This is a genomic window from Bordetella genomosp. 13 (genome assembly GCF_007679965.1).
Lineage (GTDB): Bacteria > Pseudomonadota > Gammaproteobacteria > Burkholderiales > Burkholderiaceae_B > Bordetella.
The window spans coordinates 273,801-291,751 of sequence record NZ_VEHL01000004.1 but is presented as its reverse complement, the minus strand read 5'-3'; the positions used below and the strand labels follow the sequence as shown (position 1 = coordinate 291,751).

The 17,951-nt window shown below is 68.0% G+C and carries 19 protein-coding genes and 1 tRNA gene; 4 read left to right on the top strand and 16 right to left on the bottom strand.

Features of this window, described 5'->3' with window-relative positions; translation table 11 throughout:
* Window positions 1-102: 102 nt before the first annotated feature.
* The 4 genes from FS845_RS12530 to FS845_RS26530 all read right to left on the bottom strand — a co-directional run bounded on the left by FS845_RS12530 (window position 103) and on the right by FS845_RS26530 (window position 2,243).
* Window positions 103-1,212 carry an AGE family epimerase/isomerase gene (locus FS845_RS12530; RefSeq protein WP_144635296.1) on the bottom strand — a complete coding sequence of 370 codons (1,110 nt, stop codon included), beginning with the start codon at window positions 1,210-1,212 and terminating at the stop codon, window positions 103-105.
* A 113-nt stretch (window positions 1,213-1,325) separates the two neighbouring features.
* A complete protein-coding gene (locus tag FS845_RS12525) occupies window positions 1,326-1,538 on the bottom strand; it encodes a hypothetical protein (RefSeq protein WP_144635293.1) in 213 nt (70 codons plus the stop codon).
* A 194-nt stretch (window positions 1,539-1,732) separates the two neighbouring features.
* Window positions 1,733-1,963, bottom strand: a complete 231-nt coding sequence (locus FS845_RS12520) for a hypothetical protein (RefSeq protein WP_144635290.1) — start codon at window positions 1,961-1,963, stop codon at window positions 1,733-1,735.
* Between the two features lie 103 nt (window positions 1,964-2,066).
* Window positions 2,067-2,243 (bottom strand): hypothetical protein, encoded by a 177-nt coding sequence (locus FS845_RS26530; protein WP_186332260.1) that lies wholly within the window; start codon window positions 2,241-2,243, stop codon window positions 2,067-2,069.
* 487 nt (window positions 2,244-2,730) lie between these two features.
* On the opposite strand from FS845_RS26530, the gene FS845_RS12515 reads away from it, so the two are divergent.
* Window positions 2,731-2,807, top strand: a tRNA-Pro gene (locus tag FS845_RS12515).
* A gap of 283 nt (window positions 2,808-3,090) precedes the next feature.
* Here FS845_RS12515 and FS845_RS12510 read toward each other — a convergent pair.
* Complete coding sequence (locus tag FS845_RS12510) at window positions 3,091-3,933, bottom strand: DMT family transporter (protein WP_144635287.1); 843 nt, start codon at window positions 3,931-3,933, stop codon at window positions 3,091-3,093.
* Window positions 3,934-4,054: 121 nt separating this feature from the next.
* On the opposite strand from FS845_RS12510, the gene gcvA reads away from it, so the two are divergent.
* Window positions 4,055-4,945: a transcriptional regulator GcvA gene (gene gcvA, locus FS845_RS12505; RefSeq protein WP_144635283.1), complete on the top strand. Its 891-nt coding sequence runs from the start codon at window positions 4,055-4,057 to the stop codon at window positions 4,943-4,945.
* A gap of 268 nt (window positions 4,946-5,213) precedes the next feature.
* On the opposite strand, the gene FS845_RS12500 is transcribed toward gcvA, so the two are convergent.
* The 7 genes from FS845_RS12500 to FS845_RS12470 all read right to left on the bottom strand — a co-directional run bounded on the left by FS845_RS12500 (window position 5,214) and on the right by FS845_RS12470 (window position 11,728).
* Window positions 5,214-5,630, bottom strand: coding sequence for a MerR family transcriptional regulator (locus tag FS845_RS12500; RefSeq protein WP_144635279.1), 417 nt, complete (start codon window positions 5,628-5,630; stop codon window positions 5,214-5,216).
* 58 nt (window positions 5,631-5,688) lie between these two features.
* Window positions 5,689-6,054, bottom strand: coding sequence for an integration host factor subunit alpha (locus FS845_RS12495; RefSeq protein WP_144635276.1), 366 nt, complete (start codon window positions 6,052-6,054; stop codon window positions 5,689-5,691).
* Between the two features lie 2 nt (window positions 6,055-6,056).
* On the bottom strand, window positions 6,057-8,477 hold the full coding sequence (gene pheT / locus FS845_RS12490) for a phenylalanine--tRNA ligase subunit beta (RefSeq protein WP_144635273.1): 2,421 nt from the start codon (window positions 8,475-8,477) through the stop codon (window positions 6,057-6,059).
* A 206-nt stretch (window positions 8,478-8,683) separates the two neighbouring features.
* On the bottom strand, window positions 8,684-9,706 hold the full coding sequence (pheS, locus tag FS845_RS12485; protein WP_144635270.1) for a phenylalanine--tRNA ligase subunit alpha: 1,023 nt from the start codon (window positions 9,704-9,706) through the stop codon (window positions 8,684-8,686).
* Between the two features lie 75 nt (window positions 9,707-9,781).
* Window positions 9,782-10,141 (bottom strand): 50S ribosomal protein L20, encoded by a 360-nt coding sequence (gene rplT, locus FS845_RS12480; protein ID WP_094827718.1) that lies wholly within the window; start codon window positions 10,139-10,141, stop codon window positions 9,782-9,784.
* A 13-nt stretch (window positions 10,142-10,154) separates the two neighbouring features.
* The gene (gene rpmI, locus FS845_RS12475; protein WP_012249552.1) at window positions 10,155-10,352 is read right to left on the bottom strand and encodes a 50S ribosomal protein L35; all 198 of its coding nucleotides are present in this window, start codon (window positions 10,350-10,352) and stop codon (window positions 10,155-10,157) included.
* Between the two features lie 296 nt (window positions 10,353-10,648).
* Window positions 10,649-11,728, bottom strand: a complete 1,080-nt coding sequence (locus tag FS845_RS12470; protein ID WP_186332259.1) for a DUF481 domain-containing protein — start codon at window positions 11,726-11,728, stop codon at window positions 10,649-10,651.
* A 199-nt stretch (window positions 11,729-11,927) separates the two neighbouring features.
* Here FS845_RS12470 and FS845_RS12465 point away from each other — a divergent pair, with 199 nt between their 5' ends.
* Window positions 11,928-12,668 carry an IclR family transcriptional regulator gene (locus FS845_RS12465; RefSeq protein ID WP_144635264.1) on the top strand — a complete coding sequence of 247 codons (741 nt, stop codon included), beginning with the start codon at window positions 11,928-11,930 and terminating at the stop codon, window positions 12,666-12,668.
* Window positions 12,669-12,834: 166 nt separating this feature from the next.
* Here the strand turns inward: FS845_RS12465 and FS845_RS12460 are convergent, their stop codons facing one another.
* The 4 genes from FS845_RS12460 to FS845_RS12445 all read right to left on the bottom strand — a co-directional run bounded on the left by FS845_RS12460 (window position 12,835) and on the right by FS845_RS12445 (window position 16,682).
* Window positions 12,835-14,001, bottom strand: coding sequence for an acyl-CoA dehydrogenase family protein (locus FS845_RS12460; protein ID WP_144635262.1), 1,167 nt, complete (start codon window positions 13,999-14,001; stop codon window positions 12,835-12,837).
* Window positions 14,001-15,248, bottom strand: coding sequence for a CaiB/BaiF CoA transferase family protein (locus FS845_RS12455; RefSeq protein ID WP_144635259.1), 1,248 nt, complete (start codon window positions 15,246-15,248; stop codon window positions 14,001-14,003). Before FS845_RS12455 ends, FS845_RS12460 begins: the two co-directional genes overlap by 1 nt.
* Entirely contained in the window at window positions 15,245-16,219 is a 975-nt protein-coding gene (locus tag FS845_RS12450) for a Bug family tripartite tricarboxylate transporter substrate binding protein (protein WP_144635256.1), read from the bottom strand. The genes FS845_RS12455 and FS845_RS12450 overlap by 4 nt, the downstream gene beginning before the upstream one ends.
* 70 nt (window positions 16,220-16,289) lie before the next feature.
* Window positions 16,290-16,682 carry a cupin domain-containing protein gene (locus FS845_RS12445; protein WP_144635253.1) on the bottom strand — a complete coding sequence of 131 codons (393 nt, stop codon included), beginning with the start codon at window positions 16,680-16,682 and terminating at the stop codon, window positions 16,290-16,292.
* A 122-nt stretch (window positions 16,683-16,804) separates the two neighbouring features.
* Here FS845_RS12445 and FS845_RS12440 point away from each other — a divergent pair, with 122 nt between their 5' ends.
* Window positions 16,805-17,908, top strand: a complete 1,104-nt coding sequence (locus tag FS845_RS12440; RefSeq protein WP_186332258.1) for a D-cysteine desulfhydrase family protein — start codon at window positions 16,805-16,807, stop codon at window positions 17,906-17,908.
* Window positions 17,909-17,951: the final 43 nt, after the last annotated feature.

The following is a 17,951-nucleotide window of genomic DNA, read 5'->3' as shown; positions in this document are numbered from 1 at the left end:
ACTTTCCCCGACAATTCCGTGTAACCAACGAATTGTAAGGGGTTTCATCAATTCCGAACGTCATTCCGTGGCGTTAAAGCCGCATTCCCCTCTAAGAAATAATTATTTTTGTGAAATTTCAACCACGTTTTCCAGTGCTTCGTAACACGTCGAAAGATGGTAGGGCGTGGTCGAAGGCATGTCGGCGCGGGCCAGGCTGCCGTCGGCGTGCAGCACTTCGTGCCAGCCCTTTTCATGCAGGAAGCGCGCGCGGAACTGCGCCAACTGGGTAGCCAAAAAGTCGTAATCCCCGACCAGGGCCAGGTAACGGCAGAACTCGGTCTGCGCCCAGATGCGCTGCAGCGGATCGCGCACCCGGCCGTCGGCGTCCAGCGCGGCGCACACCCCCGCCGTGGCGGGATCCACGCCCGGTCCTCTCGACCATTGACAGCCACGCGGCACGGCCAGCGTCAGCGCCAGGCCGTCGTAGACCTGCGGGGCCGATTGCAGCAGCGCCTGCCACTCGAACTGATGTCCCGGTTCAATACGGTTGTCCGCCTCGTCCATCGGCAACTCGGCGATGCACTGGGTGCGCGCGTCGAGATGGCGGCGCGCCACGTCGACGGCGATGTCGCGCAGCAGGCTCGCGAACCAGGCGGGCTCCGCCACGCGCGCCGCCGCCAGGTAGGCTTCCGTCAGGTGCATCACGGGGTTCTGTTGCGGCCCGCGCACGGCGGCGCCGGACGGGTCCAGCGCGGCGCAATAGCCGCCGTCGGGGCTGCGGAAACGCGCCTCGACCGCCCGGGCCGTGGCCAGCATCGTCTGGCGCGCGCGCGGGTCCTGGGTCCGCTGGAAATACACCGCGCAGGCCAGGATGACGAAAGCATACGTATAGAGATCCTGCGTGCGGTCCAGGGGCCGCGCGCAGGCATCCACGCTGAAGTGCCAGTTGCCCGCGCCGGCATCGTGGAAATGGCGCAGCAGCCCGTCGAACAGCACGGCGGCATGGTCGGCTGCCGCATCGCCCGGCGCCCGTGCATGCACGTAAACCTGCCGTGCGCACGCCATGGCGCGATAGCGCTGGTCGGGCAAGGCGATGCCCTCCTGGGACAGCGCCTCGTGCGGCAACCCCAGCGCGGCATTGAAACCGGCGTCCCGCCACAGCGGCAGGATCGCCTCATCGAGATGTCGGCGCAGCGCGCGTACGGTGTCGGCCAGGGTGTGCTGAGGCATGAAATCGTCGGAATACGTAGAACCAGCGCGCTCCCGACCAGACCCTGTGCAGGTCTTGCCGGAAAGCGGCTGGCGCAACGATAACCCGAAATGCCGCGGCCAGCGGCACGGCGTCATCGATAGACGTTTTCCTGCAGCCAGTCCAGCGCGAAGGCTTCGGCGCGGTCGCGCGCCTCGTCCAGCGAAGCGCAGGCGCCGAGGTAGGAAAATGCGGCGTCGACTTCGGTGCCGCCCTCGGCCGTGACGGTCAGCAGTACGCCGTAGCCGCCCGTGTCCATGGCGGCGGTGGAAACGTCGATCAGAACTTCCTGGTCATGATGCTGCATGGCGCCCTCCCAGTCGGTTTTGTAGAGACGCGTGACTCGTTCCACGCGACGTCAGCGGGCAGCGTACACCCCGCTTTTGTCAAGATAAGACAAGGCCGGTGCCTTGGAGTTCACCGCGTGATGACAAGGCGAAGACACGCCCGTTTCAGCGGATTACGGCGGTTGCTCGTGACGGCGTGAGCCGTCCTGTCCGCTTACCTGAGATGAATGGCGGCAGGGTCCGCCATGCGCAGCGACAGCCGGCCTTTGTCCGTAAGGACGAAGCCGCCGTCGGCAGGCTCGATACAGCGCAATATCTGCAGCGACTCGGCCACGTGCGTCGGCATTTCCCGCGCCGTATCGGCACGGGCCTGGGCGGTTTCCGCCCCGGCTACGGCGCCTAGCCAGTAGGCCAACTCTCCTTGCTGGATGCGGGCGGTGATCATGATGTGCGGTGTGGGAAGCAGGTACGAAAACCCGACGATAGCACGCACACCCCGCCCTGCCCGGAGGATGAACCCGCGGCCTGGACAGCGCCGCGGGCCGTGCTCACGACAGCGAGCGATCGTCCGGACGCGCCGAACGGACGGGAATCGGCACGGGACGCATCATGCGCTGGCGCAGCAGTTCCGCGATGCGCGGACCCAGGAACGTGACGGCGGCCATCAACGCCAGCCAGAAACCCAGGAACTGAATGAACGTCATGAACAGGGGATCCATAGTCATCACCTTCTCGTGTGTGGTTGCTGGGAATCCCCTGCACTGGAATTGTGCGTCTCGCGGGGACATGGCTGCATCCTACGTGCGGCGCTGCACCACGGGAATGCTTTTTCGGGACTCCGTTACAAGAACCATTTTTTTGACGGATTCATGACGCAAGCGGGGTCTCCCTAGGAAGACAACGGGCAAGAACCTGCTTTCAGGAGAGCATCATTGGCCGGCGGATTGCCCGAGAAGCCTTGTGGCGCAACGTTCTACGGGCAACGCGGCAACGTGCGGATGCGGCAGCGCAGCGTCCACGGCTGATACATACGGGAAACAGCGGGCAAAGTTTTGCGCGGGACATGCTTACGAATGGACGGCCGCGGGCAGCCTCCGACGGCGCGTCGGCGGCTGCCCTGCTCGTCCCACACGAACTTTTTTGAGATTTTTGGAAAAAAGTGCCGGTTCAGTTTGACAAGCGCCAATTTCTTCCGCTATACTCTTTTTCTTTCGGGGCGTAGCGCAGCCTGGTAGCGCACTTGCATGGGGTGCAAGGGGTCGCGAGTTCGAATCCCGCCGTCCCGACCAGCAATACCGAGGCCGTTAGTGATAGCAATCACTAACGGCCTTGTCCTTTTTCGGGCCAGTTCACGTTGTGCCGGAGTTGCTGGCGGGGCCGCAATGCACCCCGGCGGCGGCCTTGCCTGCCGCGTCGACGTATACGCCTGGATTGTCCCATTCTCAGTGCGGCGCCGCCGCCCTGACTGTGACAAACCCATCCCTGATTTCAGCCGCGTGGGCGGCCTGCCTGGCCATATAGCCAGGCTGGATGCCCGGTCGGCGGCCGCGCGCGACACGCCCGGCGCGCGCCTCACAAGCCCAGGCACACCGCGCCCGCCGCGACGGCCAGGCACGCCAGCCAGCGCCCCGCGCTGACCCGTTCCCGCAGCACCACTCGCCCGATCAGCACGGCGAAGACGACGCTGGTCTCGCGCAGCGCCGATACGGCGCCCAGCGCGCTGGACTGCAACGCCCAGATGACGATGCCGTACGCAGCAAGCGACACCAGGCCGCCGCCCAGCGACACGCCGACCGACCACGGTTCGTCGCGCACCGATGTCCACAAGGGCCGGCATCCGCGCAAGGCTGCGTACAGCACCGGCATCAGCCAGTAGAAGAGGAAGATCCACGCGGTATAGACGAGCGCCTGGCCGCCGGAGGCCCTGACGCCAATGCCGTCGATGACGGTATAGACCGCGATGGTGGCGCCCGTGGCCAGCGCGCCCAACGCGCCCGCGCGCGATACCTGCCGCCCCTGCAAGGCGATCGCGAGGATGCCGACCGACACCATCGCCACGCCCGCCGCCTGCAGCGGGCCGATGGTTTCGTCTGCGAAAAGCGTTGCCCCCAGCGCGACCAGCAGCGGCGAGGAGCCGCGCGCAATGGGATAGGCCAGGGTCAGGTCCCCACGGCGATACGACCACACCAGACCCAGGTTGTAGAGGATGTGCACCAGTCCGGATGCCACGATGTACGGCCAGGCCTGGGGAGCCGGCCAGGGGCTGGCCGCGACGGCCACCGCGGACACCGCCCCGATGGCGATGCTCATCCACGTCATCGAGAGAAACCGGTCGCGGTTGCCGTGCAGCATGGCGTTCCAGCTCGCGTGCAGCACGGCGGCCAGCAGCACGACGCCGCCCGTCTCACTGAACATGGGAACCCGGTGAAACGATGGCAGGGCGGAACGGGGGCGTCGTCATGCGAGGAGAATATCTATCTTGATATCCCCGAACAACCGAGATAATTTCGCAATTCGGCCCAAATAAACTATCTCGATGCGACGAGCGCTTCCTCCTCTCAATGCCCTGCGCACCTTCGAGGCTGCGGGCCGCCTGGGCAGCTTCAAGCATGCGGCCGCGGAGCTGCACGTGACGCAAGGCGCCGTAAGCCAGCAGATACGCCTGCTGGAGCAGTGGCTGGAGGCGCCGCTGTTCGAACGGCACAACCGGAGGGTCGTGCTGACGCCGGCGGCGCAAGCGTATCTGGAAGACATCGGTCCGTTGCTGGAGGAGATCGCGCGGGCGACCTCACGCTACGGCACCGCGCGGCCCGCATCGCGCACCCTGCGCGTCAATGCGACCTCTACCTTCACCCTGCGCTGGCTGGTGCCGCGCCTGGCGGCGTTCCGTGCCCTGCACCCGGATGTGGAGGTCAAGGTGGAGACTTCGAACGCCCCGCTGGACAGTCTGCCGCAAGGCAGCGACCTCGTCATCCGGGGCGGGCCGGATACGTTCTATGGCTACTCGACCCGTCCGTTCCTGACCGAAGAACGCCTGCCGGTATGCAGCCCGATACTGCTGGAACGGCTGCCGCTGCGGCAGCCGTCCGACCTGGGCCTGCACACGCTGCTGCATACGTCGAGCCTGCCGCGGCTCTGGCCTGACTGGCTGGCGCGTGCGCGGATTCCCGCCTTGCAGCCGGCCGCTTCGCTGACGCTGGATCATTTCTACCTGACCCTGCAGGCGGCCATCGACGGGATCGGCATCGCCATGGGGCCGACAGCACTGGTCGCCGACGATCTGGCCGCAGGACGGCTGGTCGCGCCGCTGGCGGGCCCCCGCCTGCCGTCGCGCAGCTACTGCACCTACGTGCCGGACGACAAATCCGATGACGCACTGGTCCGGCTGTTCCGGGCGTGGATAGAGCTGGAAGGGTCTCGCCACTGAAGGGGACGGGCAGGCACGCGCCTCTCATGCCGGATCGGTCCGGCAGCCCCGCGCTGCGGGCATGCGCGGTGACGCACTGCATGTGCGGAATCTTCTCGGAATGGGCACGCCAAGCGCCTGGAGGCCGGCCATGCCGCCGCCAGGCGAGCAGGCCTGCCCGGCTGGACGGCCGGGCACCTGGAAAAGCGATTGGAGAAGACGACTGGAGGGGACGGCCGCGGAAGATGCCTCGCTTGCGCGAGGCCCCGGAAAGGCCGACGCGGTCCGGTCAACCGCGCGGCGTGGACCTACCCTCGCCCAAGGCCAGCGCCTCGCCCAGCATCATCGAGATGCCGCCCAGCTCGGCGCGCAGGGATTGCATTTCGGTGGCGGTCAGGCGCACCGCGGCTTCCGGATCGTGGGCGGCCGCGTCGCGGGCGTCGCCCAGGCGGTTGCGGGCGCCGCTGATGGTGAAGCCCTGCTCGTACAGCAGCGAACGGATCTTGCGGATCAGCAGCACTTCGTGGTGCTGATAGTAGCGGCGATTGCCGCGCCGCTTGACCGGCTTGAGCTGCGTGAATTCCTGCTCCCAATAACGCAGCACATGCGGCTTGACGCCGCACAGGTCGCTGACCTCACCGATGGTGAAGTAGCGCTTGGCGGGAATGGGGGGGAGGACGACGGCGGTAGTTTCGGGACGTGTCATGGAGGGATTTTATGCCGCTGTTTCCTGGAGGATCGATGACAATTACCGACAAAGCGTATCACTGCGCCGAGGACTCCGGATCGGCATCCGCCTCGGAATCCGCGCCGGCCGGCGGGGCCTGCTCGACCACGCCCTTGAGCTTCTGGCTGGCATGGAAGGTGACCACGCGGCGCGCCGCGATGGGGATGGTCTCGCCGGTCTTGGGGTTGCGGCCCGGACGCGGCGGCTTGTCGCGCACCTGGAAATTGCCGAACCCCGACAGCTTGACCGCATCGCCGCGCGCCAGCGCTTCGCGGATTTCCTCGAAGAACGTATCGACGATGTCCTTGGCTTCGCGCTTGTTCAGCCCGACCCGCTCGAACAGGAGCTCGGCCAGTTCGGCCTTGGTCAGTGTGCGCGGTTCGGCAATCATAGCGGTCCCCATGATCAGTCGCGCAGGCGGGCGCCGTGGGCGGCGGCCAGCGCATCGCGGATGCGTGCCAGGCAATCGGACACGCGAGCCTCGTCCAGAGTGACTTCAGTGTCCTGTAGCCAGAAACGGAAGGCAAGGCTTTTCTCGGCCGGCGCGGGCTGGCCGGGCTGCGTCTTCTCGCGCCAGACGTCGAACAGGCGCACGTCCTGCACCACGGCCAGCTGGGCATCGGCGCGCACGGTGGCGGCGATGGTGTCCAGCAACGCCTGGGTCGGCGTGGCGGCGGCCACCCACAGGGCCAGGTCGCGCACGACCACGGGCTGGCGCGACAGCTCGCGCACCTGCGGCAGGCGGCCGGCCTGCAGCGCGTCCACGTCCAGCTCGAACACCACCGGCGCGTGCGCCAGTTCGGCCTGCTGCGCCCAGCGCGGATGCAGTTCGCCCAGCCAGCCGATGACGCGGCCGTCCAGTTCGATGCGGGCGCCGCGGCCCGGGTGCAGCGCGGGATGGCTGTCGGCGACGAAGCGCAGGTCCGCCGCGCGGGCGCCGAACAGCGCCTCGACGTCCATCTTGACGTCGTAGAAATCGACCTGGCGCACCGGCTCGGCCCATTGCTCGGCCACGGCGGGGCCCCAGGCCGCGCCGCCCAGCTTCAGGGGTTGGGTGAGACCGGCCACGGCCAGCTCGCCATCGGCGGCGGAGGCGTCGCGGTGGAACACGCGGCCCAGTTCGAACAGGCGCACGCGCGACTGCTTGCGGTTGGCGTTGTGGCGCACGATGGCGACCAGGCCGGCCAGCAGGCTGGACCGCATCACCGACAGGTGGCTGGCGATGGGGTTGACCAGGCGCACGGGGTTGTCGTTGCCGGCGTAGTCGCGTTCCCAGGCGGCTTCGACGAAGCTGTAGTTGACCACTTCCTGGTAGTCGCGCGCGGCGACCTGGCGGCGCAGGCCGTGCAGGCTGGGGCGGGTCTCGGGCCGCGCGCGCATCTTGGCGCGCGCCACCGGCGGCACGCTCGGGATGCGCTCGAAGCCGTGGATGCGCGCCACTTCCTCGATCAGGTCTTCCTCGATGGCCAAGTCGAAGCGGTACGACGGCGGTTGAACCACGAAGTCGTCGCCCTCGCAGGTGAACGGCAGGCCCAGGCGCGTGAAGATCTGCGCGACCTCGTCGCCCGGCACGGCCACGCCCAGCACGCGATGGCAGCGCGCCAGGCGCAAGCGCACGGGCTCGCGGGTCGGCAGGTTGACGATCTGGTCGTCCACCGGGCCGGCCTGGCCACCGCAGATGTCGACGATCAGGCGCGTGATGCGCTCGATGTGGTCGGGAATGCTGGCGTAGTCGACGCCGCGCTCGAAGCGATGGCTGGCGTCGGTGCTGAACTTGTAGCGGCGCGCGCGGCCGGCGATGGCCTCGGGCCACCAGAAGGCGGCCTCGAGATAGATGTTCTGCGTGTCCAGCGTGACGGACGTGGACTCGCCGCCCATGATGCCGGCCAGGCTCTCGACCTGGTCGCCCGCGGTGATGACGCCGACGCGCTCGTCCAGCGCGATGGTCTGGCCGTTCAGCAGTTCCAGCGATTCGCCGGCGCGGCCCCAGCGCACGGTCAGGTCGCCGGACACCTTGTCCAGGTCGAACACGTGGGTGGGCCGGCCCAGTTCCAGCATGACGTAGTTGGAGATGTCGACCAGCGCCGAGATGGAACGCTGGCCGGCGCGCTCCAGGCGGCCGCGCATCCAGTCGGGCGTGGCCGCGCGGGCGTTCACGCCGCGGATGACGCGGCCGGCGAAGCGGCCGCACAGGTCGGGCGCATGCACGTTCACCTTCAGGCGGTCGTCGATGGCGACGGGCACGGGCTGCACGGCGGGCAGCGCCACCGGCAGGCCCGACAGCGCGGACACCTCGCGCGCCACGCCCACCAGCGACAGGCAGTCCGCGCGGTTGGGCGTGAGCTTGAGCGTGAAGACGGTATCGTCCAGGTCGAGGGCCTGGCGGATGTCCTGGCCAGGCGCCAGCGTGTCGGGCAGCACCAGCAGGCCGGCGTGGTCTTGCGACAGGCCCAGCTCGCGGGCCGAGCACAGCATGCCGGAGGACTGCACGCCGCGCATCTTGGCCACGCCGATCTTCATGCCGCCGGGCAATTCGGCGCCCACGCGCGCCAGCGGCACGGTGATGCCGGCCGCGGCATTGGGCGCGCCGCAGACGATCTGCAGCAGCTGGCCCGAACCGTCGTCGACCTGGCAGACGCGCAGCTTGTCGGCGTCGGGATGCGGAGCGATCTCGGCGATGCGGGCCACCACCACGCCGGAGAACGGCGGCGCGGCGGGCACGGCATCCTCGACTTCGAGACCGGCCATGGTGAGCTGGTGCGCCAGCTCGTCGGAGGAGATAGGAGGATTGACCAGTGAACGCAGCCAGGATTCGGGGATTTGCATGTCAGTTTTCCAGAGCGCCAGCGCGCCATCCACCACGAATTAAATCAAAAGCCTCGAGCAACAAGGACGCCATACTCAAGAACGTCGCGCACCGCGGATACTGCCAAACGCAAGAACCTCGGGCACCAGGGACACCACGGATCCGGGCTCCGCCGGTCCGTCGGTGTCGCCCCCTGGGGGGCGCGCGCAGCGCGTACGGGGGGGCCCTATTCGTTGAATTGGCGCAGGAAGCGCAGGTCGCCTTCGTAGAACTGGCGCAGGTCGTTGACGCCGTAGCGCAGCATGGTCAGGCGTTCGAGGCCCGAGCCGAAGGCGAAGCCGATGTAGCGTTCCGGATCCAGCCCGAAGTTGCGCACCACCTGCGGATGCACCTGCCCCGCCCCCGAGATCTCCAGCCAGCGGCCGCGGTTGGGACCGGACGTGAACATCATGTCGATCTCGGCCGAGGGCTCGGTGAACGGGAAGAACGACGGGCGGAAACGCACCACCAGATCGTCGCTTTCGAAGAAGCAGCGCAGGAAGTCGGTGTACACGCCCTTCAGGTCGGCGAAGGAGATGTCCTCGGCGATCCACAGGCCTTCGACCTGGTGGAACATCGGCGAGTGCGTGGCGTCGCTGTCCACGCGATAGGTGCGCCCAGGGGCGATGACCTTGATGGGCGGTTCGTGCATGCGGGCGTAGCGCACCTGCATGGGGCTGGTGTGCGTGCGCAGCAGCAGCGGCAGGCCGTCGGCGTCCTGCATGTCGACGTAGAACGTGTCCTGCATGGACCGCGCCGGGTGGTCCAGCGGGTTGTTCAAGGCCGTGAAATTGGTCCAGTCGTTCTCGACCTCCGGGCCGTCGGCCACGTCGAAACCGATGGAACGGAAGATTTCCTCGACGCGTTCCCAGGCGCGGATGACCGGGTGGATGCCCCCCACGGCCTTGCCGCGGCCCGGCAGCGTGACGTCGATGGTCTCGGACGCCAGGCGGGCATCGAGCTCGGCCTGGGCCAGCGCGGCGCGGCGGGCGCTCAGCAGCCCTTCGATGCGCTGCTTGGCCTGGTTGATCTGGGCCCCCATCTCGCGCTTGGCGTCGGGGTCGAGCTTGCCCAGGCCTTTCAGAAGCACCGTCAGCGCGCCTTCCTTGCCCAGGAAGCGCGCCTTGGCGTTCTCGAGCGAGGCGGCATCGGCCGAGGCGGCGAAACGTTCGTCTGCCTGGCAGACCAGGTCGTCGAGCTCTTGAGTCATGGCGTGTCAGCCTTCAAAACGCAAACGGGGCCATGACAGCCCCGTTTGCAAGCGCGATGCGCGATAGGTGCGCGATCAGGCGGCCAGGGCGGCCTTGGCTTGCTGGACAATGGCGGCGAAGCCGGCCTTGTCGCGGACGGCCAGGTCGGCCAGGACCTTGCGGTCGAGTTCGATCGCAGCCTTCTTCAGGCCGGCGATGAACACGCTGTAGCTCAGGCCCTGTTCACGCACGGCGGCGTTGATACGGGTGATCCACAGGGCGCGGAAGGTGCGCTTCTTGTTGCGGCGGTCGCGGTAGGCGTACTGGCCAGCGCGCATGACCGCCTGCTTGGCGATACGGAAGACGTTACCGCGGCGGCCACGGTAACCCTTGGCGGCGTTGAGGACTTTCTTGTGACGGGCGCGGGCAGTTACGCCGCGTTTGACGCGAGGCATATGAGATCTCCTATCAAGCGAACGGCATCATCGCCTTGACGGAGGCGACGTTGGTTTCGTGGACCGCAGCGGAACCGCGCAGTTGGCGCTTGTTCTTCGTGGTCTTCTTGGTCAGGATGTGACGCTTGAACGCCTGACCGCGCTTGATCGATCCGCTGCCGCGAACCTGAAAGCGCTTCGACGCGCTTTTCTTGGTTTTCATCTTGGGCATGATGATTCCTGGATATGTTGATATTGCATGGCAGACAGGTGCTTGCGGTCAGGGGCATGGTCCAGGATGTTCAGTGAACATTGCCCGTGGACGATCGCCAGGCAGGAGATGAAAAGCCCCGCCCTGCCGCAAAACTTGTTGAACCCGCGCCACTTCTGGTCTTATCCGAACGATTCTGCAAGTGACAACTGCAGGCGAATCCGGAAAAGCCCTTGATTATATGGCATTTTCGCAGCATGTGTCGACCGGGATATGCATCGGGCCGCCGCCGGGGGGCCCGCCCAGGGGCCTTGCCCTTACCACTTCACCCCGATCCCCGTGCCGTAGATGGACTCGTTGATCGATTCGCGCGAGCTGCTGACCTGGTTGCGGGCGTATTTCAGATACAGCGACAGCCAGCTGTTCAGGTTGTACCTGGCCCCCATTTCGCCCGAGATGGACACCTCGGCGGCGGCGCCGAACGGCCGCGTCAGTTCGCCGCGCGCATAGATCTCGTACTGCTTGCCGCTGAAATAACGCAGGTAGTCCCACCGCAGGCTGGCCGCGTAGCTGCTGTCGTTGGCGCCGTCCTCGTAGCCGTAGTGCACCCGCCCGAGCAGCGCCGACATCGAGAAGGCGCCCCGCTCGTCGTCCCAGAACTGGTAGCCGGGCCCCGTGCCGTAGCCGGTCTGACGGTTGAGCTCTTCCACCCAGTCGCGCCGGTGCAACACCCGGGCCTGCCAGAACGCCTGTTCGCTGAGAAAGCGGTCCAGCGTGTAGTCCAGGCCGTAGTTGTTGGTATTGACGCTGTCCTCTTCCTTGCTGCGCGCGTAGTTGGCCTTCAGGGCGTGACGCCACAGGCCATGCCGCAGGCCGGCCTGCAGCGCGGCCGTGTAGTCTTGCGTCTCGGTGGACGCCGTCTTGCGATTCGCGGCGATGTCCACGCGCCCCGTCCACATCGCATCTGTCAGGAAAGGCCGGGGGCGCACCGCGCCGTCCAGGGACGACAGCGGCAGCTGGCTGTCGACCGCGCCGGATTCGCCGGACTCGGTGACCACGCCGCGCACCGCCACCGCGCCCGGGCTGGACGGCGCCAGGCTGGCGCGGTATTCGCGGCCGAAGGCCTGGTCGCGCAGCACCAGTTCGCCGTCGGTCTGCATCGTCTTGACCTTGTCCGCCGCGATGCGGATCTCGCCGCCGTAATCGGTCTGTATCAGCAGTTTGCCGGCATCGAGGGACCGGATGGTGCCCGAGATGCGGTCGCCGTTGTTCAGCCACACGGTGTCCGCGCGTCCCAGCCCCGGCATCCAGCACGCCGCCAGCGCCACGAGGATGAGGGACAGGCTCGGGGCAGTGCTGCGGGGATACGGCATCGGGATGATCTTTATGGCGGACATGGACTGGGGGACCGACCATCCTAAAGAATTGCTGCGATGCAAACAACCCCGCGGCCCCGGCCATCCCCGCCCGCCGGCATGCCGCCCTGGGCTCAGGTACCATACCCGCACCGCCGCATCGCACCTGCTGCGTCGCGCATCCCATCCGCATCCCCACCCTGCCCGCCGCGGCACGTCCACACAAGCCGTTTTCCCGCCCATGAGCGTCAAGACCGCGCTGAGAGTCATAGAAATCATCGAGATCTACGCGCGCGAGAAACGGCCGCTGTCGCTCTCCGAGCTCGCGCGCCTGTCCGAGGTGCCGGTGTCCAGCTGCCTGGCGCTGATCCGCACGCTGACGGACCTGGGCTATCTGTATGAAACCGGCCGGCGCCAGGGCTATTACCCGACCTCGCGCCTGCTGGCCATGGCGCAGTCCATCGCCCGCGCCGATCCCGTGCTGGACCGCGTGTATCCGCGCCTGGCGGCGCTGCGCGAGGCCACCCAGGAAACCGTGGTGTTCGCCAAGCTGGACGGCGAAGGACGGGTGGTCTACCTGGACGTGCTGGATTCGCCGCACACCATCCGCTACGTGGCGATGGCCGGGGAATTCCGCGAGGCGCATGCCAATTCCCTGGGCAAGGCGCTGCTGTCGACCATGGCGCCCGAGGCGCGCCAGGCGCTGCTGGCGCGCCGGCCCATGACCCGCTACAACGAGCGCACCCTGGTGACGGTGGACGCGATCGAGGCCGAGCTGGCGCGCTCGCGCGAACGCGGCTGGTTCGCCAACATCAGCGAATCCATCCAGGACGTGGGCGCCGTGGCCTGGCCGGTGGCGCTGTCCGGCGAACACTACGCGATCTCCATCGGCGGGCCGGTGCAGCGCATCGAGCCGCGCCAGGAGGAGTATGCGCGGCTGCTGCGCCAGGCGGCGGACCTGCTGGAGCAGCCGGGCGGCTGAGCGGCCAGGCGGCCTGGCCGTTTCCGGCCGGCGCCTTGGCCACGCGGCCCATGGCCGCCGCAACGGCTCGGCACGCGGCCGATCAACACGCATCACACATGAGCCCCGGGTGCCGTCGCGGAGGCGCCCGTCCTTCGACAGGTCCCGCGTTGCGCCCATGCGCGCGTCAGTACGACCGGGGCAGCCCCAGCACCTTCTCCGCGATGAAGCACATGATCAGCTGCGGGCTGACCGGTGCGATGCGCGGGATATAGCTTTCGCGCAGCAGCCGCTCGACGTGGTATTCCTTGGCATACCCCATGCCGCCCAGCGTCAGGATGGCGGTCTGGCAGGCGTTGTGGCCGGCCTCGGAAGCCAGGTACTTGCCCGCGTTGGCGCTGGGCGCGCACGGCAGGCCCGCGTCGTATTGGGTGGCCGCGCGCATCACCATCAGGTTGGCCGCCTCCAGCTGCATCCAGACCTGCGCCAGCGGATGCTGGATGCCCTGGTTCTGGCCGATGGGCCGGCCGAACACCGTGCGCTCGCCGGCGTAGCGCACCGCGCGGTCCAGCGCGGCGCGGCCCAGGCCCACGGCCTCGGCGCCGATCAGGATGCGCTCGGGATTCAGGCCATGCAGGATGTACTCGAAGCCCTTGCCCTCTTCGCCGATGCGGTCTGCCTCGGGTATGTGCAGCCCATCGATGAACAGCATGTTCGAGTCCACGGCCTTGCGGCCCATCTTCTCGATCTCGCGCACCTCGACGCGCGTGCGGTCCAGGTCGGTGTAGAACAGCGACAGGCCCTGCGTGGGCTTGGCCACGTCGGCCAGCGGCGTGGTGCGGGCCAGCAGCAGCATCTTGTCCGCCACCTGAGCAGTGGAGATCCAGATCTTGCGGCCGTGCACCACGTAGCCGCCGTCGACGCGCTCGGCGCGGGTGGACAGGCGCGTGGTGTCCAGGCCGGCATCGGGCTCGGTGACCGCGAAACAGGCCTTGTGCGTGCCGTCGATCAGCGGCGGCAGCCAGCGGCGGCGCTGCTCGTCGGAGCCGAACACCACGACGGGATTCAGGCCGAAGATGTTCATGTGCACGGCCGAGGCGCCCGTGAAGCCCGCGCCCGATGCGGCGATGGCCTGCATCATCAGCGCTGCCTCGGTCATGCCCATGCCGGCGCCGCCGTATTCCTGCGGCATGGCGATGCCCAGCCAGCCGTCGCGCGCCAGGTCGGCGTGGAACTCGTGCGGGAAGACGCCGTCGCGGTCACGGGCCAGCCAGTATTCGTCGGGATAGCGGGCGCACACGCGCCCGATCGCGTCGCACAGCGCGGACTGGTCCGCGGAAAGTTCGAAATCCATCAGGTCTCCCCTGCGATGGTGACGTGTTCGGCAATCAGGCGGTCGATGGCCGCGTCGTCGAATCCCGCTTCACGCAGGATCTCCCGCCCATGCTCGCCCAGGCGCGGCGCGGGGCGCCGCAAGGCGGTGGGCGTCTCCGCGTAGCGGCCCAGCGGCGCGGTGGTGCGCAGCCTGCCTTCGGTGGGATGGTCGACGCTGCGCACGAAATCGGTGGCGCGCATGTGCTCGTCGGCCATCAGGTCTTCGACCGAATACAGCGGCGCGGCCGGAATGTCGGCGCGCGCCAGTTCCTCCAGCCACGCGGCGCTGGTGCGCGTGCGCATGATCTCGGCCACGTAGGCATAGACCTCGCCGATGTGCGCGGCGCGCGCCGTATGGGTGCAGAAACGCGGGTCCTGCAGCAGCTCGGGCTGGCCGATCAGCGTGAAGAAGGCCCGCCAATGTTTGTCGTTGTAGATCAGCAGCGACAGGTAGCCGTCGGCGGTGGCGTACGGCCGCCGATGCTCGGCCAGCAGGCGCGCATACCCCGTGGGGCCCAGCGGCGGATCGAAGGTGGCGCCGCCCAGGTGGTCGCCAAGCACCATGTGGGCCATGCCCTCGAACATGGGCACCTCGATGGCCTGGCCGCGGCCTTGCTGGCGTGCATGCAGCACGCCGGCCAGCAGCGCGATGGCCACGTGCAGCCCGACGCTGCGGTCGGCCAGCGTCAGCGGCGCGTAGCGCGGCACGTCGGAGCCCTGCCGCACGGACAGGTCTCCCAGGCCGGCCAGGCCCTGGATGAGGTCGTCGTAGGCGGGCCGGCCGGCATACGGCCCGGCCTCGCTGAAGCCGTACGCGCCCACGTAGACGATGCGCGGATTGCGCGCCGCCACGGCCTCGTACGACAGGCCCAGGCGCGCCATGGCCTGCGGCCGGATGTTGTAGAGCAGCGCGTCGCAGTCCTCGGCCAGCTTCAGGCAGGCATCGCGGCCCGCGGACGTCTTCAGGTCCAGCACCAGCGAACGCTTGTTGCGGTTCAGGTGCAGGTGCAGGTGGCCCATGCCGGGATTGCGCATGGGGCCCACCGCGCGCAGGTTGTCGCCGGCGGGCGGCTCGACCTTGATGACGTCGGCGCCCAGGTCGCCCAGCATCTGCGTGGCGTACGGCCCCATGACCACGGTACTGAGGTCCAGCACGCGCAGGCCGGCCAGCGGGCCGGCGACGGCCTGCGCGGCCGGATTGGAACGGGAAGCAGCGGGTTGCGTCATTCTGGCTGGATGCCGGCGTCGCGCACCAGCTTGCCCCACAGTTCGAGCTGCTGGCCGACGAAGGTGCCGAACTCTTGCGGCGTGCCGCTGAAGGCGTCGAAGCCCAGGTCCGCCAGGCGCTTGCGCACCTCGGGCTTGGCCACGACCTGGTTGATGGCCTTGTTGAGCTTCTCCACGACCTCGGGCGGCATGCCGGCCGGGCCGAAATAGCCGTTCCAGGAGTTCAGGTCGAAATCGGCCACGCCGGCCTCGCGCATGGAAGGCAGGTCGGGCACGATCTTGCTGCGCTGCGCGGTGGACACCGCCAGGGCGCGCAGCTGGCCGGACTGCACGAACGGCATGCCGGACGTGAGGTCGGTGAACATGAAGTCGACCTGCCCGCCCACCACGTCGGTCAGCGCCTGCGGCGTGCCCTTGTACGGGATGTGCAGCATGTCGGTGCCGGTGCGGTGGGCCAGCGTGGCGCCCGCCACGATGCCGGTGCTGTTGCCGCTGGCGTAGGTGACCTTGCCCGGATTCTTGCGCGCGTAGTCGACCAGTTCCTGCACGTTCTTGTACGGGCGCCTGGGGTTGACCACCAGCATGAACGGCAGGTTGCCGCCGCGCGCGATGGGCGTGAAATCCTTGATGGGATCGTACGGAATGCTCTTCATCAGCCAGGGCGCGGCCGAGTGCGAGGTGTTGGTGGTGACGAACAGCGTATAGCCGTCGGGCTTGGCGCGGGCCACCAGGTTGCCGGCGATGGTGGAGTTGGCGCCGGGCCGGTTTTCGACCACGATGGTCTGGCCCAGGATGCTGCCCAGTTCGCCCGCGAAGATGCGGCCCACGGCGTCGGTGCCGGCGCCGGCGGGAAACGGCACCACCAGCGTGATGGGGCGCGAGGGATAGTTGTCGGCGGCCACCACCGGGGCGGCTGCGCACAGCCCGGCGATGGCCAGCGCGGCCGTCCCCAGGAAGGATCGGAATTGCATGCTTGTCTCCTGTCTGTCGTTATGGGCCCGCGCCGCGATGCAAAGCCGGCGCGGGCGGGCGAGCGCCTTTTCAGGCGGCGCTGCGGATCACCCGGTCGGGCGATTCTTCGTAGGGCGGCGTGTAGATCACCAGCAGGCGCGCGGGCGTGTCGCTGGTGACGGTGAACACGTGGGGGATGTCGGGCGGGAAATAACAGCAGTCGCCGGGCTGCATGTCGGCGGACTCGTCGCCCACCTGCGCGCGCGCAGTGCCGGCCAGCAGATAACAGACCTGTTCGATGCCGGGATGCGCGTGCGGCAGCGCGCCGTTGCCCTTCTCGATGGTGCCCAGCAGGACTTCGACGTGCTTGGACCCGACGTTTTCCGGGCCGATGAGGCGGCGGTTGAGCGTGCCGGTGTGGTTGGCGGGATGGTAGCCAGGCACTTCCGCCTCGCGCACCAGCCACTTGGGATTGGTAGCCATGTCGTCTCCGTTTTTCATATGTATGAAAAACATTTTCGTACACGGAAAACGAAAACGCAAGGCGGGGTGCCGGCTTATGGCCTAATGGCTATCCCGACGCAACGCCAAACCCGGTAGAACAGATGGACGTGAACGACGCCTTGGCCCGATACCCCCGGCTTCCCCTGTTGGACGGGCCCACGCCCATCCAGCGCCTGCCACGCCTGGGAAAGCACCTGGGCAGCCCGGTGCAGGTGTACGCGAAGCGCGACGACCTGATGGGCCTGGGGCTGGGCGGCAACAAGCTGCGCAAGCTGGAGTTCCTGATGGGCCAGGCGCTGGCGGAAGGCTGCGATACCTTCATCACCACCGGCGGGCTGCAGTCGAATCACGCGCGGCTGACCGCGGCGGCGGCGGCGCGGGCGGGGCTGGCCTGCGAGCTGGTGCTGGCGGACATGGTCCGGCAAGACGACCCGGCGTATGCCGACAACGGCAACGTGCTGCTCGACCAGTTGTTCGGCGCCACCTTGCACAAGGTGGCGCGCGAGGTCGATCCGCTGGCCGTTGCGCGGCAACGTGCGGAAACCTTGGCGCGCGCTGGCCGCAAGGCTTATGTGGTGGGCCTGGGCGGCTCTTCCCCATTGGGCGCCTTGGGCTACGTCGCGTGCGCGGCGGAGCTGCTGGCGCAGGAGCGCGCGCTGGGCACGCGCTTCTCGTCGATCGTGGTTCCCACAGGCAGCTTCGGCACGCATGCGGGACTGCTGGCGGGCCTGCACCTGATGGATGGGGACGCGGCGCGCGTCCAGGCGTATACCGTGTTGGCGCAGCGTGAGGTTGCCGTGCAGCGCACGGCCGGGCTCGTGGAGGCCGTGCTGGCGCAGTTGCGGCGGCCGGAAGCGCCGGGCGGTGATGGGCGGGAGAATGCGATGCCGGGCGCCGCTGCGCCGGGCGCCGATGCGCCGGGCGCCGCTGCGCTGGATACCGATGCGATCCGCATCTCGGAGTCCCAATTGGGATCGGGATACGGCCTGCCCACGCAGGCCATGGTCGACGCCGTGCGCCTGCTGGCCAGGACGGAAGGCCTGCTGCTGGACCCGGTCTACAGCGGCAAGGCGTTCGCTGGCCTCATCGCATCGATCCAGGCGGGCGATTTCCCGGCAGGGTCGGCCGTACTGTTCATCATGACGGGTGGCACGCCGGGACTGTTCGCTTATCGAAGCACGATGGAGAATGCAGCGGCCACGTGAGGCAAGCACGCGCAGCCGTGCATGAAGGCCGATCGAGGCAGCC

Excerpts from the sequence above, each read along its gene's own strand:
- pheT (WP_144635273.1), bottom strand. The coding sequence starts at position 8,477 with ATGCAAATCCCCGAATCCTGGCTGCGTTCACTGGTCAATCCTCCTATC.
- FS845_RS12455 (WP_144635259.1), bottom strand. The coding sequence starts at position 15,248 with ATGACGCAACCCGCTGCTTCCCGTTCCAATCCGGCCGCGCAGGCCGTC.
- gcvA (WP_144635283.1), top strand. The coding sequence starts at position 4,055 with ATGCGACGAGCGCTTCCTCCTCTCAATGCCCTGCGCACCTTCGAGGCT.
- FS845_RS12465 (WP_144635264.1), top strand. The coding sequence starts at position 11,928 with ATGAGCGTCAAGACCGCGCTGAGAGTCATAGAAATCATCGAGATCTAC.
- FS845_RS12460 (WP_144635262.1), bottom strand. The coding sequence starts at position 14,001 with ATGGATTTCGAACTTTCCGCGGACCAGTCCGCGCTGTGCGACGCGATC.
- FS845_RS12440 (WP_186332258.1), top strand. The coding sequence starts at position 16,805 with ATGGACGTGAACGACGCCTTGGCCCGATACCCCCGGCTTCCCCTGTTG.
- FS845_RS12445 (WP_144635253.1), bottom strand. The coding sequence starts at position 16,682 with ATGGCTACCAATCCCAAGTGGCTGGTGCGCGAGGCGGAAGTGCCTGGC.
- rplT (WP_094827718.1), bottom strand. The coding sequence starts at position 10,141 with ATGCCTCGCGTCAAACGCGGCGTAACTGCCCGCGCCCGTCACAAGAAA.
- pheS (WP_144635270.1), bottom strand. The coding sequence starts at position 9,706 with ATGACTCAAGAGCTCGACGACCTGGTCTGCCAGGCAGACGAACGTTTC.
- FS845_RS12525 (WP_144635293.1), bottom strand. The coding sequence starts at position 1,538 with ATGCAGCATCATGACCAGGAAGTTCTGATCGACGTTTCCACCGCCGCC.
- FS845_RS12510 (WP_144635287.1), bottom strand. The coding sequence starts at position 3,933 with ATGTTCAGTGAGACGGGCGGCGTCGTGCTGCTGGCCGCCGTGCTGCAC.
- rpmI (WP_012249552.1), bottom strand. The coding sequence starts at position 10,352 with ATGCCCAAGATGAAAACCAAGAAAAGCGCGTCGAAGCGCTTTCAGGTT.
- FS845_RS12495 (WP_144635276.1), bottom strand. The coding sequence starts at position 6,054 with ATGGGGACCGCTATGATTGCCGAACCGCGCACACTGACCAAGGCCGAA.
- FS845_RS12530 (WP_144635296.1), bottom strand. The coding sequence starts at position 1,212 with ATGCCTCAGCACACCCTGGCCGACACCGTACGCGCGCTGCGCCGACAT.
- FS845_RS26530 (WP_186332260.1), bottom strand. The coding sequence starts at position 2,243 with ATGACTATGGATCCCCTGTTCATGACGTTCATTCAGTTCCTGGGTTTC.
- FS845_RS12500 (WP_144635279.1), bottom strand. The coding sequence starts at position 5,630 with ATGACACGTCCCGAAACTACCGCCGTCGTCCTCCCCCCCATTCCCGCC.
- FS845_RS12520 (WP_144635290.1), bottom strand. The coding sequence starts at position 1,963 with ATGATCACCGCCCGCATCCAGCAAGGAGAGTTGGCCTACTGGCTAGGC.
- FS845_RS12450 (WP_144635256.1), bottom strand. The coding sequence starts at position 16,219 with ATGCAATTCCGATCCTTCCTGGGGACGGCCGCGCTGGCCATCGCCGGG.
- FS845_RS12470 (WP_186332259.1), bottom strand. The coding sequence starts at position 11,728 with ATGTCCGCCATAAAGATCATCCCGATGCCGTATCCCCGCAGCACTGCC.